This is a genomic window from Nocardiopsis mangrovi (genome assembly GCF_042653925.1).
Classification (GTDB): Bacteria; Actinomycetota; Actinomycetes; order Streptosporangiales; family Streptosporangiaceae; genus Nocardiopsis_B; species Nocardiopsis_B mangrovi.
On sequence record NZ_JBHSFQ010000046.1, the window covers coordinates 1 to 15920 of the forward strand.

The following is a 15920-nucleotide window of genomic DNA, read 5'->3' on the forward strand; positions in this document are numbered from 1 at the left end:
TCACCGGCGCGGTCGGCAACGGCAACGGCCAGGGCGGCGGGAACTTCGGCGGCCTCGGCGGCGGCGGGATGGGCGGCATGGGTGGCGGGATGCCGCCCATGATGCCGCCGATGGGCGGTATGGGCGGGGCCGGCGGCGGCGGGGGGCAGGGCGGCGACGCGCGCACCCGGTCCACCTGGCTGTCGGAGGACGAGCGCGTCTGGGGGACCAGCGCGGGTGAAACGATCTCGGTGCTGGGACGCCCCAGCCCGGGTGATGTGAGGAACGGGCATCTCGATGAGTTCGTAGCCGGAGCAAGTGGAGCAGGCGCTCGCACGTCTACGGGAGGACCGGGAGACGGTCACACGGGCAAGCGCAAGCCCGGCGTCGGCAACCGCAGGGGCCGTCTCCAAGGATCGGGCGATCAGCGCGAAGAACGCTGAGGACCGGCCGGTCGAGCCGCGGCTGCGCACCGCGGCTGACCGGTCGACGCCTCGGCCGAGCCATCGGCCGACAGCTTGTTCGCCGTTCTGGGCGCCGTTATCTCGGCGTGCAGAGGCCGCGGATGCAGGAGGAAGACCACGAATCGGAGTCCGGAGCGGCACCCGTGACACCGGGATACGGTTGAGGCTCTGTGACGACTTCCGGTCATGGTCCGCGAACCTGCCCGGCGACATCTATCAGTGCTTGCCCCGGCGGCTCACGGTTCGCCGGGGCTTCCGTGTGCTCCGCATGGGGATGACCACGCGCATCACCACGCCGTCGACCGTCGCATCCACCGCCGCCGACGCGGCATCCGGTCTCGACCTATCCGGTCGGCCGGCCATCATCATCGGATGATCCTCCGGCCTCGGCGTCAAGGCCGTCACACGACCTGCCCGACCCCGAGATCGCCCGGCTTGCCGAGCAGGGGGTGCGCGCGGTGCGGTTCAACCTGCGCCCGGCGCCCCTTCGCCGACTCCGACCTGTCTCTCGTGGCCGGGGCGGCCGGCGACCACATCGATGCCGTGCTGTACGGCAACGCGGTGGCCATCTACCAGGTATGACCGAAGGCACGTCTTCTGCCGGGGCTCTCCGATGAATGAACCGAAAGCGTTCCGGCGGACACTCACGACTGGCCCGCATGTGGCGCCGCCTGGGCGGGGGTGATGCGCCGGCGGGCGGGCTGGGAGACTCGTCGCGGGCGGGTGGACGCGGTCGGCCGGCGGCCGGAAGGGGGGTGCCCGTTGGGGGCGGTGGTGCGGCCGGGGATGCGGGTGGCGGCGTTCGCCGTGTGGGTGGCGGCCGTTGTCGCCGCAGCGGTGCTCCTGCCGGACATCGGGGTCCTGCGGGCCTGGATCGAGGCGGCCGGTCCGGCCGCGCCCGCGGTGTTCGTCGCCGTCTACACCGCGGCGGTCCTCGGCTTCGTCCCGCGGCCGCTGCTGAGCGCTGCGGCGGGGGTGCTGTTCGTGCCCGTCCTGGGGGTGGCCGCAGCCCTCGCGGGCGGGGTCGCGAGCGCGCTGGTCCAGTTCGCGATCGCGCGTTTCGTGGCGCGCGACGCCGTGCGGTCCCGGATCCCCGAACGGGCGGCGGCGCGCCTGGACCAGGTCATCGGCGCCCGCGGCGTGCTCGCGGTCGTCCAGTTGCGGCTGCTCCCGGTCATCCCCTTCGCCGTGGTCAACTACGGCCTCGGGGTCACGGCGCTGCGGACGCGCTGGTTCGTCCTCGGCACCGCCCTCGGGAGCCTCCCGGCGACCACCGCTCTCGTCCTGGTCGGCGACGCCGCCGCCGACCCTTGGTCCCCGGCGTTCATCGCGAGCACCGCCGGGCTGCTCCTGCTCACCGTCGCCGCGCAGGCGGCCGCCATCGTCAGCCGCAGGAGGCATCCCTCCGCGGTCCCGGCGGCGGGCGGGGCGGCGCCCGACCGGCGGCCGACCGGGGCGCGGCCGCGTCGGCCGGCCGCGCCTGGGACGACGTCCGGCGAGGGGGCAGCGCTTCGATGATGTGCGCGGCGTTCCGCCGGGGACGTCGGCGGGCACAGTGGTCCTGTGCCGAGCGGTCTAGCAGCAATCCATTCGGCACACCGCTCGGCTGAAGTCGCCCGCGCGCAGGGCGTCGGCCGGGATCGTGAAGTACAGGACCCCGACGTCGCCCCACATCCAGTGGTCGTCGCTGTCCAGTTGGAGGAGGTGCACGTCGCCGTCGCCCACGACCCCGCCCTGGAGCAGCCAGGGCCAGCCGAAGGCGCGGTGCCCGCTGGTCTTGTCGTCATCCGGGGCGGACGGTCCCCACGTGGTGCGGATCTCCATCGCCTCCAGCGCGGGTACCTTGCCGGGGCCGAGGTCCAGGGTGCCGACGGCGTGCTCCCAGTTCCCGGGCAGGGTGAGGATCGGATCCGCCTTCACCGCGCGCCGCTCGTAGACGCGTGCGGCCCCGGGAGCCAGGGGTGAGACCGCCGGTTCGGGGTCGGCCGCGATGACCCGCCAGGCGCTCGGGGCCTCTGTGTCGATGTGCTTGTACTCCGACCAGGGCAGGTCGGGGTCGAGGTAGAAGAAGTTGAGCAGCCCCGGGCGCACGGGGAGGTCGCCGCCGAGCCACGGCGCGAGGGCGCCGGTGTCCAGGACGGCGAGCAGGCTGAGCGGGATGCCCTCGACCTCCGGCCAGGGGGTGCCCGGCTCCAGCTGGGGCGACCCGCCCAGGTGCGACCGGCCCGCGGGGACGTCGAAGCCCCCGACGGGCGCGATCGTGTGGCCGCGGCGGACCAGCGCCGCCATGGCCGGCCCGCCCACCTCCCCCAGCACGTCTGTGCAGTGACGGTCGATTTGGGGCAGGATTTCGCTTTCGTTCATGAGGCGGAAGTCAATCACCCCCTGCGGGCCGCCCATGACGCGTGGGTCCATACGGCCGGAACCGGCCAGGCCAGGGGCTGAAATCCCCGTCCATCAGGGGAGGCGCCGCACCGGGCGCGGGCCGCGAAGGCGGGGCCCGCCGCCTGCGGCGGCGGCTCTGGGTCTCGGGTCGGTGCGGGATGGCGCCGGGGGGAGCACTGATCTATTATCTGCGTATGAACGAAGATAAGCAATCGTGCAGTCTCGACGAGAACAGCCCTTTCGTCGAGCTCGCGGTGGAGATCCTGACGCTGCTCGCCGATGCGACGCGGGTGCGCATCATCCTGGCGCTGCGTGAGGGTGAGCTGTCGGTCAACGACCTCGCCGAGCGGGTGGGCAAGTCCGGCCCCGCGGTCTCGCAGCACCTCGCCAAGCTGCGCATGGGCAGGGTCGTGACCTGCCGCAGGGAGGGTACCCGCATGTACTACCGGCTGGCCAACGAGCACGCGCGCAAGCTCGTGGCCGACGCCGTCTTCCAGGCCGAGCACGCCCTGGAGGTCGAGCCCGCCCACCACCGCGCGCACGTCGCCCCCGAGGCCGTCGCGACCCGCGCGCCCGCCGAAAGCGGTGCGCCCGCCGGGAACGGCGGCGGCGCCTGCCCGCGGACCGACGCGTCATGAGCACCCTCACGCCCCCGCCGCCGGTGCGGGAGCGGATCCGCCGCGGCCCGCCGTCGCTGGTCGCCACCGGGCTGGGCCTGGCCGAGGTGCGTTGGGCGGCGGCCGCGCTCGCGCTGTTCCTCGCCGGGTGGGCCGCCCAGATCGCGGGCGCCCCCGACTGGGCGTGGTGGGGCCTCTTCCTCGCCTGTTATGCGACCGGCGGCTGGGAACCGACCCTCGCCGGGCTCCAAGCGCTCAAGGAGCGCACCCTCGACGTCGACCTGCTGATGATCGTCGCGGCCATCGCCGCCGCCTCGATCGGCCAGGTCTTCGACGGCGCCCTGCTCATCGTCATCTTCGCCACCTCCGGCGCGCTGGAGGCCGTCGTCACCCAGCGCACCGCCGACTCCGTGGGCGCCCTGCTCGACCTCGCCCCCGAACGCGCCGTGCGCCTGACCCCGGCCGCCGGCGGCGAGCGCGAGGACACCGTCGACGCCGCCGAACTGGAGGTGGGCGACACCATCCTGGTCCGCCCTGGTGAGCGCATCGGCGCCGACGGCACGGTCGTCGACGGCGCGAGCGAGGTGGACCAGCAGGCCGTCACCGGGGAGTCGGTGCCGGTCCCGCGGAGCGCGGGCGGCGAAGTGCTGTCGGGCACCCTCAACGGCACCGGGGCGCTGCGGGTCCGGGTGGACCGCGCGGCGTCGGAATCGGTCATCGCCCGCATCGCCACCCTGGTCGAGGAGGCGTCGGCCACCAAGGCCGCCTCGCAGGTGTTCATCGAGAAGGTCGAGCAGCGCTACTCCGCCGCGGTCGTGGTGGCGACCCTGCTCGTGCTGGGCGTCCCCCTCGCGCTGGGCGCCGCCTTCGAGCCCGCGCTGCTGCGCGCCATCACCTTCATGATCGTGGCCTCGCCGTGCGCGGTCGTGCTGTCGACCATGCCGCCGCTGCTGGCCGCGATCGCCAACGCCGGCCGCCACGGGGTGCTGGTGAAGTCGGCCACCGTCATGGAGCGCGTGGGCCGCACCGACCTGGTGGCCTTCGACAAGACCGGCACCCTCACCCACGGCACCCCCGAGGTCGCCGACATCGCCGCGCGGCCGGGGCACACCGCCGACGAGGTACTGGCGACCGCGGCGGCGGCCGAGCGCTTCAGCGAGCACCCGCTGGGCCGTGCGATCCGCGCGGCGGCGGCCGAACGCGGGCTGGACCTCCCGCACGACGTCGAGGGGTTCCAGGCACTGCCCGGCCGGGGCGTGTCGGCGTTCATCGGCGGCGCCGCCGTACGCGTGGAGCGGGCCCGCGGCGGCGACGCGGTCCCGGAGGCGCCCGCCGCCGCGGGCACCCTGGTCGACGTCCTGCGCGACGGCGAACCCATGGGGACCATCGCGCTGACGGACGCCGTGCGCGCCGAGGCGCCGGCGGCCGTGGCCGCCGTGCGTGCGGCGACCACCGCGCCCGTCCACCTCCTCACGGGCGACAACCCCGCCTCGGCCGCGCGGGTCGCCGGGGCGACGGGGATCGGCACCGTCCACGCCGGCCTGCTGCCGCAGGACAAGGCCGACATCGTGCGCACCCTGCAAGAGGACGGTTCGCGGGTGCTGCTCGTGGGCGACGGGGTCAACGACGCTCCCGCGCTGGCCACCGCGACGACCGGCGTCGCCATGGGGCGCAGGGGCTCCGACCTGGCGCTGGACACGGCCGACGCCGTCATCGTCCGCGACGACCTGGCGGCGCTGCCCAACCTGATCGCGCTGTCGCGGCGGGCCCGCCGGTTCGTGATCGCCAACCTCGCCATCGCCGCCGCGTTCATCGCGGTGCTGGTCACGTGGGACCTGGTGGCGACGCTGCCGCTGCCGCTGGCCGTGGCCGGGCACGAGGGGTCGACCGTCATCGTCGCCCTCAACGGCCTGCGCCTCCTGAGCGGCCGCGCCTGGCGCGAGTGACGGCGGCGCGGAGGCGTCCCCGGCCCCCGTCCTCCGGCACCTGTTCTGGAACGGGCCGGACGGCGGGCGGCCGGGCGGGGCCTGCCGCCGCCGCGCCCGTCCAGTGGTCGGCGTTGCGGATCCCCAGCGCCAGCGGGTCGAAGGTGGGGTCCAGGCCGCGCCGCCGCTGCGCCTCGTAGTCGCGCAGCGCCACCAGCGCCGGCCGGGCGAGCAGGATGATGCAGGCCATGTTGATCCAGGCCAGCGTCGCGTAGCCGAGGTCGCCGATCGCCCACACGACGTCCGCCGACTCCACCGAGCCGTGGAAGACCATGGTGAGCAGCGCGGCGCGCATGCCGTGCCGGCACGCGGGGCGCGAGACCCCGCGGGTCAGGTAGGCGAGGTTGGTATCGGCGATATAGGCGAACGCGACCAGCGTGGTGAAGGCGAACAGCGTGATGGCGAGCGCAACGAAGTACGTCCCGACCCCGGGCAGCACCGCGTCGACGGCGGCCTGGGTGTAGGCGGGCCCGGCTTCGACGCCCGGGACGTGGGCGACGATGTGCCCGCCGCCGGCCGCGTGCACGTTGTAGTTGCCGGTCACCAGGATCATGAACCCCGTCGCCATGCAGAGGAAGAGCGTGTCGATGTAGATCGAGAACGCTTGGACCAGCCCCTGCTTCGCCGGGTGCGACACCTCGGCCGCCGCCGACCCGAAGGTCCCCTCGCCCACCCCGGCGACGTTGGAGAACAGGGCGCGGCGCACCCCCCAGGCGACCGCCAGGCCGACGATCCCGCCGAACACCGCGTCGGCGCCGACCGCGCTTCGCAGCACCAGGGCGACCACAGCGGGGACCTCGGCGATGTTGACGACCAGGACGGCGAGCGCGACGGCGATGTAGCCGCCCGCCATGAAGGGCACGAGGGTGTCGGCGACGGCGACGACCCGCCTGCGCCCGCCGAACACGATGAAGCCGAGCCCGGCCGTGACCAGGGCACCGGTCACCCACGGGCTGAGGCCCGTGGCCTGGCCGACGCTCACCGCGATGCTGTTGGCCTGGACCCCGGGGGCCAGGAGCGTGTACAGCACGAGCGCGACCGCCGCGGCGGCGGTCGCCAGCCACTTCCTGCCGAGGCCCTTCTCGATGTAGTAGGGGATCCCGCCGCAGAACCGCCCCTGCGACGTGCTCTTGTAGATCTGGGCGAGGGTCGACTCGACGAACGCCGTCGCCCCGCCGAGCAGGGCCATCACCGCCATCCAGAACAGCGATCCCGGGCCGCCGGCGGCGATGGCGGTGGCGACCCCCGCGATGTTGCCGACGCCGATCCGGCTCGACAGCGTCAGGGTCAGTGCCTGGAAGGACGACACCCCGGCCGCGGAGCGCTCGTTCGACACGATCAGCCGGACCATGTCGGGGATGCGCCGGACCTGCACGCCGCGGGTGAGCACGGTCAGCACCAGGCCGAGGCCCAGGGCCAGGACCACCAGCGGATTCCACAGCCGGTCGGTGAGCGAGACGAGGACGTCCATGGGCACCCTTCTGGGGCGGGGGAGATGCGGGCGGGCGCTCGACCGCGGCCCGTGCGGCGCGTACCCGGTGTGCCCCCGGGGCGCGCCGCACGGGCCGCGGCGGGATCGCTCGCTGTACGGAAGCAGGGCGGGATCGAGCCGACGTCCAGCGCCCGGTGGCCCCGGGCCGCGCGCCCGCGGGGGACGGGGCGCGGAGCGGGTGGGGGACGGCGCCGGCACCGGCGCGTGTGCGCGCCTTCGGCGCCGACCTGTCCGCTCGCGATCGGCCGTCTCGGCTCGCATCCGAACCGCTCACGCGCGGAAGGACCCGCGCACGACCCGCGCACCGGACGGCGTCCGCGCAGGTCGGGAGAGGAGGCATCCGGAGTTCGGTGGCAAGGCCGATGAGGGAATCGCCGGGAGTGAGTGGGTCGTCCGCGGTCCGAGCGGCCGGATTCCGCCGATCCGCTCGACGCGCCGGTCACGGACGTGGGCGATGCGCGGCTCGAAGGCGAGCGGACGACACGACCCCGTCGGCGTGGCCCGCGTCACTCCGATGAGGATCAGTGCAATATGACATGATTCAGAGATGAGCCTCATCCCGATGCCCCGTTGCGCGGCCGCGCCCGCCGCCCCCACTCCGTCCCGGCGGCAGCGGACAGGGCCTTCGCCCAGGTGCGGCCCCCTCCCCGCCCTTCGTCCGCCCGGATCCGTCCACAGGCGGCCGATCGGTGTTGTGCCGTACCCGTCCGATCGCGCACGGTGAATCCATGGCCGACGACGACTCCCCCTCCCCGTCCAGCGGTCCCCGCCCCTCGATCCGCTCCCCGCTCTCCGGCGCCGCCCGGACCGACGTCGTCGTCATCGGAGCCGGCGTCGTGGGGGCCGCCTGCGCCTACTACTGCACCGCCGCCGGCCTGCGCGTGGCCGTCGTCGAACGCGGCGCGGTCGGCGGCGGTACGACGAGTGCGTGCGAGGGCAACATCCTCGTCTCCGACAAAGAGCCCGGACCCGAACTGGACCTCGCCCTGCTGTCCGCGCGGCTCTGGCGCGACATCGCCGAGGACCTCGGGGCCGCGGAGCTGGAGTACGACGCCAAGGGCGGGGTCGTCGTGGCGGCATCGGCCGAGGGCGCGGCGGGGCTGCGCCGCCTGACCGAAGGGCAGCGCCGCAACGGTGTCGACGCCGTCGATGTCGGCCCCGACGAGCTGGCCGAGCTGGAGCCCAACCTCTCCCGCGACGTCGCGGGCGGCGCGTACTATCCGCAGGACGCCCAGGTCCAGCCCATGCTGGCCGCGGCCCTGCTGCTCCGCCGCGCCCGCGAACGCGGCGCGGCCGTGCACACCGGCGCCGGCGTCACCGGCGTCGTCCGCGACCGGGCGGGCACGGTCACCGGTGTGCGCACCGATTCCCCGGCCGTCCCCGCCCTGCACGCCCCATGGGTGGTCAACGCGGCGGGGACCTGGGCCGGCGAGGTCGCCGGCCTCGCCCGTGCCCCGGTACCGGTCCTGCCCCGCAAAGGGTTCATCCTGGTCACCGAGCCGCTGCCGCGCACCGTGCGCCACAAGGTCTACTCCGCCGACTACGTCGCCAACGTCGCCAGCGACCACGCCGCCCTCGAGACCTCCACCGTCGTCGAGGGCACCGGGAGCGGAACCGTCCTGATCGGCGCCAGCCGCGAGCGCGTCGGGTTCGACCGCGGCACCTCCCTCCCCGTCCTGCGCACCCTCGCGGCCCAGGCCATCGCCCTCTTCCCGTTCCTCGCCGAGGTCGCCCTGCTCCGCAGCTACCTGGGCTTCCGCCCCTACTGCCCCGACCACCTCCCGGTGATCGGCCCCGACCCCCGCGCCCCCGGCCTGCTGCACGCCTGCGGCCACGAGGGGGCCGGGATCGGCCTGGCCGCCGCGACGGGCCGGCTCATCGCCGACCACGTCAGCGGACGCGCCCCCGACCTCGACCCCGCCCCGTTCCGACCGCACCGATTCGAGGAGGCCGCCCCGTGAGCGAGCCGCCGGTCACCTTCAGCTTCGACGGCCGCGAGATCACGGCCGAGCCCGGCCAGAGCATCGGCGCCGCGCTCATCGCGGCGGGCCACCGCTCGTGGCGCCGGACCCGCCGCGACGGCCGCCCGCGCGGCGTCTTCTGCGGCATCGGGGTGTGCTTCGACTGCCTTGCCACGGTCGACGGCCGGCCCAACGTCCGCGCGTGCCTGGCCGAGGCGCGGCCCGGCGCCACCGTGGAGACCCAGGAAGGAGCGGGCCGTGACGACCTCGCCTGCTGAACGCGGCGCCGCCCCCTACGACGTCGCGGTCCTGGGCGCCGGCCCGGCCGGCCTGTCGGCCGCCACAGCGGCGGCGGCGCGGGGCGCCCGGGTGGCGCTCGTCGACGCCGGTCCGCGCCCCGGCGGCCAGTACTGGCGCCACCGCCCCGCCGACGACGGCGCCCCGCACCACGACTGGGCCGGGTTCGTACGCCTGCGCGCCGCCCTGGAGGCCCACCGCGACCGGCTGGACCACCTGCCCGGGCACGCCGTCTGGCACGTCGAGGCGGGCGGCGGCGGATTCACCGTCCACGCCCTGTGCGAGGGGCGGCCGCGGGAGATCGCCGCCCGCACGGTCACCGTCGCCACCGGCGCCTACGACCGCCAGCTGCCCTTCCCCGGCTGGACCCTGCCCGGCGTCTTCACCGCCGGCGCCGTCCAGGCGCTGCTCAAGGGCCACGGCGTCCGCGCCGGGCGGCGGATCGCCGTCTCCGGCACCGGCCCCTTCCTGCTCCCGGTGGCCGCCGGGCTGGCGCGGGCGGGCGCCGAGGTCGTCGGTGTCTTCGAGGCCGGGGCGCCCACGGCGTTCGCCCGCCACCCCGTCGCGGTCGCGCGCGGCGCCGCCAAGCTCGCCGAAGGCGCCGGCTACCTGCGGACGCTGCTGCACCACCGGGTCCCCTACCGCACCCGGACGGCCGTGGTCGAGGCCCACGGCGACACCGAGGTCACCGGGGTGACGGTGGCGCGGCTGAACCGCGGGTGGCGGATCGTGCCCGGGAGCCGCCGGGAGCTGGCCTGCGACACGGTCGCGGTGGGCTACGGGTTCACGCCGCAGACCGAGATCCCGGTGCAGCTCGGCTGCGCGATGGTGCGCGACGCCGACGGCAGCCTCATCGCCCGGGTCGACGCCGGACAGCGCAGCAGCGTGCCCGGCGTCTTCGTCGCGGGCGAGGCGTGCGGGGTCGGCGGGGCCGGGCTCGCGGCGGCCGAGGGCGAGCTGGCGGGGATGCACGCGGCGCTCGCGGCCACGGGCGCGCCGCCCGATCCCCGGGCGGTCGCCCGGCTGCTCCGGCGGCGGTCCGCGCACCGGGCCTTCGCCGCGGCCCTGCACGCGGCCCATCCGGTGCGGCCGGGCTGGCTGACGTGGCTGCGGCCCGACACCACCGTCTGCCGCTGCGAGGAGGTCGGCGCCGGGGAGGTCCACCGCGCCATCGACGACCTCGGGGCGGTCGGGCCGCGCGCGGTGAAGCTCTACGCCCGCACCGGGATGGGCCTGTGCCAGGGGCGCGTCTGCGGTTACGCGACCGCGTGCCTCGCCGCCGCGCGGACCGGGCGGGACACGACGGCCGAGGATCTGCTGGGAACGGCCGCCCGGCCCATCGCCCAGCCGGTCCCGCTCGGCGTCCTCGCCGACCGGCGCCCCGGCGGCATACCGCCCGGGGACGGGGACTGAGGAGTCCATCGGTGCCGGCGATGCCGCCCACGTCGACGACGACCCCGCCGAAGACAATGAGGACCGCGAGCAGGTATCCCGTGCCGGGCAGGACCTTGTGCGCGAGGTCTTGGGCGCGGGTGCCGGAGACCCCGATGACCCGCCAGATGTTCGGCTGGCCGATGTCCACGGGGATCGGCACCAGGACCGCGAACGCGAAGGCGGCGCCGAGCCGGGCGGTGGACGTGGCGGTCTGGGCGATGCGGCCGGGGCCGATGGCGCTCGTGGCCATCCGTGGCCCTCGGGAACATCGCGCCGAGCAACCCGCTGCCGACGACGGGGCCTGAGGAGTCCCATGACAAGCGGAATTGTGCCATGTAATATTGCACTGAAATCGAGAGTGGAGGCCGGATGAACGCACACGCGAAACCGTGGCACGGTGTCCTCGTCGCCACGGCCCTCCCCCTGCGCGAGGCGACGGCGGGCCGGCTCGCGGTCGACTTCGACGGCTACGCGGAGCACGTCGCCTGGCTCGCCGCTAACGGCTGCGACGGCATCGTCCCCAACGGATCCCTCGGCGAGTACCAGACCCTCACCGACGACGAGCGCGCCCGGGTCGTCGCCACCGCGGTCGCCGCCGCCCCCGACGGGTGCACCGTGCTCCCCGGCGTCGCCGCCTACGGCGCCGACGAGGCCCGCCGCTGGGCCGAGCAGGCGGCCGACGCCGGCGCGCAGGCGGTCATGCTGCTGCCGCCCAACGCCTACCGGGCCGATCGGCGCGCCGTCGTCGCCCACTACCGCGAAGTCGCCCGGGCGGGCCTGCCGGTGGTGGCCTACAACAACCCCTACGACACCAAGGTCGACCTCGTGCCCGAGCTCCTCGCCGAGCTGCACGCCGAGGGCCTGATCACCGCGGTCAAGGAGTTCTCCGGCGACGTCCGCCGCGCCTACCGGATCGGCGAGGTCGCCCCGGAACTCGACGTGCTCTGCGGCAGCGACGACGTCGCCCTGGAACTCGCCGTCGCCGGGTCGCCCGGCTGGATCGCCGGCTACCCCAACGCCTTTCCGCGCGCCTCGGTGCGGCTGTGGGCGGCCGCCACAGCGGGCGACCTCGCCACCGCGCTCCCGCTCTACCGCACCCTGCACCCGCTGCTGCGCTGGGACTCCAGGACCGAGTTCGTCCAGGCCATCAAGCTCAGCATGGACATCGCCGGCCGCTACGGCGGCCCCACCCGGCAGCCGCGGGCGCCGCTCACCCCCGAGCACGAGGAGACCGTGCGCCGGGCCACCGAGAAGGCCATCGCCGAAGGGCTCGACTGACCATGCGCAGCAGCCGCGTCCTGCACGCCGTGGACTCCCACACCGAGGGCATGCCGACCCGCGTCATCACGGGCGGCGTGGGGGTGATCCCCGGCGCCACCATGTCCGAGCGGCGCCGGAACTTCCTGAACGACCTCGACCACATCCGCCGACTGCTGGTGAACGAGCCGCGCGGGCACCCGGCCATGAGCGGGGCCATCCTCCAGCCGCCGACCCGTGCCGACGCCGACTGGGGCGTCCTCTACATCGAGGTGTCGGGCTGCCTGCCGATGTGCGGGCACGGCACCATCGGCGTCGCCACCGTCCTGGTGGAGACGGGCATGGTGGAGGTCCGCGAGCCCGTCACCACCGTCCGGCTCGACACCCCCGCCGGCCTGGTCACCGTCGACGTCCGGGTCGACCAGGGCGCGGCGCGCTCGGTCACCCTGCGCAACGTGCCCTCCTTCGCGGTCGGCCTGGACCGCAAGGTCGACGCCGGGCCCTGGGGGGAGGTCGCCTACGACATGGCCTTCGGCGGCAACTTCTACGCCATCGCCGAACTCGCCGATCTGGGGATCCCCTTCGAACGGGCCGCCAAGAACCGGATCATGGAGGCCGGCCTGGCCGTCATGGCCGCGGTCAACGAGGCCGACCCGCCGGTCCACCCGGAGAACCCCGAGATCAGCGGCTGCCGCCACGTGTACCTGGCCGCCCCCGGGTCCACTGCGGAGCACTCCCGGCACGCCATGGTGATCCACCCCGGCTGGTTCGACCGCTCGCCCTGCGGCACCGGAACCAGCGCCCGCATGGCGCAGCTGCACGCCCGCGGCCTGCTGCCGATCGGCGCGGACTTCCGCAACGAGTCGTTCATCGGCACGCGCTTCATCGGCCGCCTGACCGAGGAGACGACGGTGGGCGGCCGGCCCGCGGTGGTGCCCACGGTCACCGGTCGCGCCTGGATCACCGGCACCGCCCAGTACCTCCTCGACCCCGACGACCCCTTCCCTGAGGGGTTCGAGCTATGACCGGCCGGCCCGGAGGCACGGGAGGCACCGGCCGCCCCGGTGCCGCCGGCCCGCCCGACGCCCCTGGCCCGGGCGCAGCCACCGGAGCGGCCGGCCCGCCCGGATCCCCCCGCGTCCCCGACCCGTCCGGCGCCGCCGCTCCGCCGTATGCGCCCGGCGCCGCCCGCGGACCGCGTCCCGCGGCATCCGACGACGTGCCCTTCCTCGACTCCGACGCCGTGCACGCGGCGCTGCCGATGCGCGACGCGGTCCGGGCGCTCCAGCAGGCGCTGCGCGACGGGCTCTCCCCCGAGGCCGACCCGCCCCGCGGCGTGCTGCCCGTGGACAACGGGCAGCTCCTGCTCATGCCCGCCCACGGCCGCGCCTACGCGGGCGTCAAGGTCGCCACCGTCGCACCGGGCAACCCGGCGCGGGGCCTGCCCCGCATCCAGGGCCGGTACCTGCTGCTGTGCGCCGAGACGCTGACCCCGCTCGCCACCCTCGACGGCATCGCGCTCACCGACATCCGCACCGCCGCCGTATCGGCGGCGGCCGCCGACCTCCTGGCCCCCCGCGACGCGTCGCGGCTGGTGCTGTTCGGCGGCGGCCCGCAGGCGCGCAGCCACCTGCGGGCGCTGCACGCCGTCCGCCCCATCACCCGGGTCACCGTTGTCGGTCGCACCCCGGACCGCGCGCGGACCCTCGCCCGCGGCCTGCCCGACATCAGCGGGGTGCGCGTGGACACCGGCGGGCCCGAGGCGGTGGCCTCGGCCGACCTCGTCGCCTGCTGTACCACCGCCACGACCCCCCTGTTCGACGGCGACCTGCTGCCCCCGCACGCCACCGTCGTGGCGGTGGGGTCGCACGAACCCGGCGCCCGCGAGGTCGACACCCGCACCGTTCTCCGGTCGACCGTGGTGGTCGAGGCGGTATCCGCCGCCACCCGGGAGGCGGGCGACATCGTCCAGGTCATCCGGGAGGGCCTGCTCGACCCGGCCGCCCTCGTCCCCCTCGCCGACCTCGCGCGGGGCGCCGCCCTCCCCGTTGACGGGCGCCCGCGGCTTTTCAAGAGCGTGGGGATGGCATGGGAGGATCTTGTCCTGGCCGGAGCCGCCTACGAGGCCGGCCGGGCCCGGCCGGTGAGGGGGAACAGATGAACGTGGACGATGGCGCCGCGACCGTGCGCCTGCCCTCGTTCCGCGGGCGCCGCAACCTCCGCGAGGAGATCACCGAGACCCTCCGCGGCGCGGTGATCTCGGGGGAGCTGCAGCCCGGGGCCGTCTACTCCGCCCCGAGCCTGGCCGAGCAGTTCGGGGTGTCCGCGACCCCCGTCCGCGAGGCAATGCTCGACCTGGCCAAGGAGGGGCTGGTCGACGTCGTCCGCAACAAGGGCTTCCGCGTCACCCACCTGTCCGCGGCGGAGCTCGACCACATCACCGAGATCCGCGCGCTCATCGAGATCCCGGTGATCCGGAAGATCACCGATCAGGGGGTCGACCCCGCGGTCATCGAGCGGCTGCGGCCCCTGGCGGCCGGGATCGAGGACGCCGCCCGGCGGCGCGACTTCATCGCCCATGTCACCATCGACATGGAGTTCCACCTCGCGCTGCTGGAACAGGCCGGCAACCCCAGGCTGGTGGAGATCGTGCGGTCGCTGCGCGTCAGTTCGCGGCTCTACGGCCTGCGCACGCTGACGGAGGGCACCGCCCTGTTCGACTCCTCCCACGAGCACGCCGAACTCCTCGACCTCATCGCCGCCCGCGACGCCGACGGCGCCGAGGCCCTGATGCGGCGCCACCTCGGCCACGTCCGCGGCATCTGGGCGGGAGACGGCACCGACGACGACACCGCCGCCGACCGCTCGGCCGCCCATCCCTGAGCGACAGGATCGGTGCCTGTGCCCGGTCCACCCGGCGGTCAGTGGGGGAAGGTGCGCTTCGGGCGCGGATCATCCACGGTGAACCGGTGGGCATCGACGGCGGCGCGGAGTTCGGCGTAGGTCGTGGTCGGCGCGACCCGGTCGAGGTAGCGGCAGTGGGCGGCCACCGCGTCCAGTTCGAAGGCGAAGTACAGGCCCATCAGCGGGTTCACGAACAGCTCGCTGTTCCCCGTACGCGGGGTGAACCGCACGTCGCCGAAGTCCCCGCGCACCGCCGCCGCGATCGAGCCGTTGACGATACTGGGCGCTGAAGGGGTCTGCTCCTGCGCGTGGGCCACGGCGTCGAGATAGGCGGCCCCCTCGTGACTGGCCCGCGGAAGCGAGAACGCCCCGAGGTAGCCGCCGGCCCGTTCCAGCGCGGCGACGTTCTCCAGGAAGAGCACGTGGGAGACGCCGTGGTAGGCGTCCACGCCGAACCCGAGGCACGCCACCAGCCGCACGGGGACGTCGCCGGTGCCGGCGACCGCGGCCAGGCTCGCCACGTCCTCCTCCGGGGTGCCCAGTCCGGCTTCGTCGCCGCGCATGAGGATGTCGGTCCCGCCGTCGACCAGGACGATCGCGTCGACGCCCAGCCGCCGTACGAGTGCGCGGTAGGCGTCGCGCAGCGGGCGCGCGCCCGTGCGCCGGAACGCGTGGACGGTCGGCGGCAGCCCCCGCGACTCCAGCCATCGGGCGAGGGTTCGCTCGGGGAAGTAGCCGGGGTGGCCGGGGGAGTCCGGGGTGACGGCGGCGACGTCGGGCGCCACCCAGTCCAGGCCGGCGTCGAGCCGGCTGAAGCTCAGATTCGCCAGGTGTACGCGCCGGCCACCGCGCCGCAGCGCGAGGGCGAGCGGCAGCCCGGCGTACACGTCGAACCCGCCCCCGGCCCCCGCGACGAGCACCGACCGGGCCCCGTCCAGCCGGGCGAAGAGCGGGTTGTCGCTCAGGGCGTGTCGCGTGTGTGTCATCCATCCCCTGTCCTCGCCGGATGCGGTCGGGGCTCGGTCGCCTCCGGCCGGGTGCCGGCCCCTCGACGGCGCAGGATCGGCATTCCATGGTCCAGCCCATCATGTGGTGGATTGACGGGCCACAAAACTGCAACTAAGTTCATTGCAGTTTCGATCGGC

At 75.0% G+C, this 15920-nt stretch carries 13 protein-coding genes and 2 pseudogenes; 11 read left to right on the plus strand and 4 right to left on the minus strand.

Annotated elements, in window-relative coordinates; genetic code table 11:
* Both ACFO4E_RS28055 and ACFO4E_RS28060 read left to right on the plus strand, forming a co-directional pair.
* A pseudogene (locus tag ACFO4E_RS28055) lies at positions 1-422 on the plus strand (hypothetical protein); the annotation flags it as partial.
* A gap of 792 nt (positions 423-1214) precedes the next feature.
* Positions 1215-1961, plus strand: coding sequence for a TVP38/TMEM64 family protein (locus ACFO4E_RS28060; RefSeq protein ID WP_378580035.1), 747 nt, complete (start codon positions 1215-1217; stop codon positions 1959-1961).
* A gap of 57 nt (positions 1962-2018) precedes the next feature.
* On the opposite strand, the gene ACFO4E_RS28065 is transcribed toward ACFO4E_RS28060, so the two are convergent.
* On the minus strand, positions 2019-2807 hold the full coding sequence (locus ACFO4E_RS28065) for a YwqG family protein (protein WP_378579986.1): 789 nt from the start codon (positions 2805-2807) through the stop codon (positions 2019-2021).
* Between the two features lie 215 nt (positions 2808-3022).
* On the opposite strand from ACFO4E_RS28065, the gene ACFO4E_RS28070 reads away from it, so the two are divergent.
* Positions 3023-3466: an ArsR/SmtB family transcription factor gene (locus ACFO4E_RS28070; protein WP_378579987.1), complete on the plus strand. Its 444-nt coding sequence runs from the start codon at positions 3023-3025 to the stop codon at positions 3464-3466.
* Positions 3463-5391 (plus strand): heavy metal translocating P-type ATPase, encoded by a 1929-nt coding sequence (locus ACFO4E_RS28075; protein ID WP_378579988.1) that lies wholly within the window; start codon positions 3463-3465, stop codon positions 5389-5391. Before ACFO4E_RS28070 ends, ACFO4E_RS28075 begins: the two co-directional genes overlap by 4 nt.
* On the opposite strand, the gene ACFO4E_RS28080 is transcribed toward ACFO4E_RS28075, so the two are convergent.
* Positions 5348-6901, minus strand: coding sequence for an alanine/glycine:cation symporter family protein (locus tag ACFO4E_RS28080; protein ID WP_378579990.1), 1554 nt, complete (start codon positions 6899-6901; stop codon positions 5348-5350). The genes ACFO4E_RS28075 and ACFO4E_RS28080 overlap by 44 nt on opposite strands.
* 749 nt (positions 6902-7650) lie before the next feature.
* On the opposite strand from ACFO4E_RS28080, the gene ACFO4E_RS28085 reads away from it, so the two are divergent.
* From ACFO4E_RS28085 to ACFO4E_RS28095, 3 genes are read left to right on the plus strand one after another with little or no spacing between them, the layout of a single operon-like run.
* Complete coding sequence (locus tag ACFO4E_RS28085) at positions 7651-8883, plus strand: NAD(P)/FAD-dependent oxidoreductase (protein WP_378579992.1); 1233 nt, start codon at positions 7651-7653, stop codon at positions 8881-8883.
* Entirely contained in the window at positions 8880-9161 is a 282-nt protein-coding gene (locus ACFO4E_RS28090) for a (2Fe-2S)-binding protein (protein WP_378579994.1), read from the plus strand. Before ACFO4E_RS28085 ends, ACFO4E_RS28090 begins: the two co-directional genes overlap by 4 nt.
* Positions 9142-10593, plus strand: coding sequence for an FAD-dependent oxidoreductase (locus ACFO4E_RS28095; RefSeq protein WP_378579996.1), 1452 nt, complete (start codon positions 9142-9144; stop codon positions 10591-10593). Before ACFO4E_RS28090 ends, ACFO4E_RS28095 begins: the two co-directional genes overlap by 20 nt.
* Positions 10594-10603: 10 nt before the next feature.
* Here ACFO4E_RS28095 and ACFO4E_RS28100 read toward each other — a convergent pair.
* Positions 10604-10883 (minus strand): annotated as a pseudogene (locus tag ACFO4E_RS28100) (hypothetical protein); the annotation flags it as partial.
* Positions 10884-10983: 100 nt separating this feature from the next.
* Between ACFO4E_RS28100 and ACFO4E_RS28105 the strand changes: the two are divergent.
* The 4 genes from ACFO4E_RS28105 to ACFO4E_RS28120 all read left to right on the plus strand — a co-directional run bounded on the left by ACFO4E_RS28105 (position 10984) and on the right by ACFO4E_RS28120 (position 14754).
* Positions 10984-11892: a dihydrodipicolinate synthase family protein gene (locus ACFO4E_RS28105; protein WP_378579998.1), complete on the plus strand. Its 909-nt coding sequence runs from the start codon at positions 10984-10986 to the stop codon at positions 11890-11892.
* 2 nt (positions 11893-11894) lie between these two features.
* Positions 11895-12896: a proline racemase family protein gene (locus ACFO4E_RS28110; RefSeq protein WP_378579999.1), complete on the plus strand. Its 1002-nt coding sequence runs from the start codon at positions 11895-11897 to the stop codon at positions 12894-12896.
* Positions 12897-13090: 194 nt separating this feature from the next.
* Positions 13091-14032 carry an ornithine cyclodeaminase family protein gene (locus ACFO4E_RS28115; RefSeq protein WP_378580001.1) on the plus strand — a complete coding sequence of 314 codons (942 nt, stop codon included), beginning with the start codon at positions 13091-13093 and terminating at the stop codon, positions 14030-14032.
* The gene (locus tag ACFO4E_RS28120; protein ID WP_378580003.1) at positions 14029-14754 is read left to right on the plus strand and encodes a GntR family transcriptional regulator; all 726 of its coding nucleotides are present in this window, start codon (positions 14029-14031) and stop codon (positions 14752-14754) included. The genes ACFO4E_RS28115 and ACFO4E_RS28120 overlap by 4 nt, the downstream gene beginning before the upstream one ends.
* Positions 14755-14792: 38 nt before the next feature.
* Here ACFO4E_RS28120 and ACFO4E_RS28125 read toward each other — a convergent pair whose 3' ends face one another.
* On the minus strand, positions 14793-15761 hold the full coding sequence (locus tag ACFO4E_RS28125) for a DUF1152 domain-containing protein (RefSeq protein ID WP_378580005.1): 969 nt from the start codon (positions 15759-15761) through the stop codon (positions 14793-14795).
* Between the last annotated feature and the right edge of the window lie 159 nt (positions 15762-15920).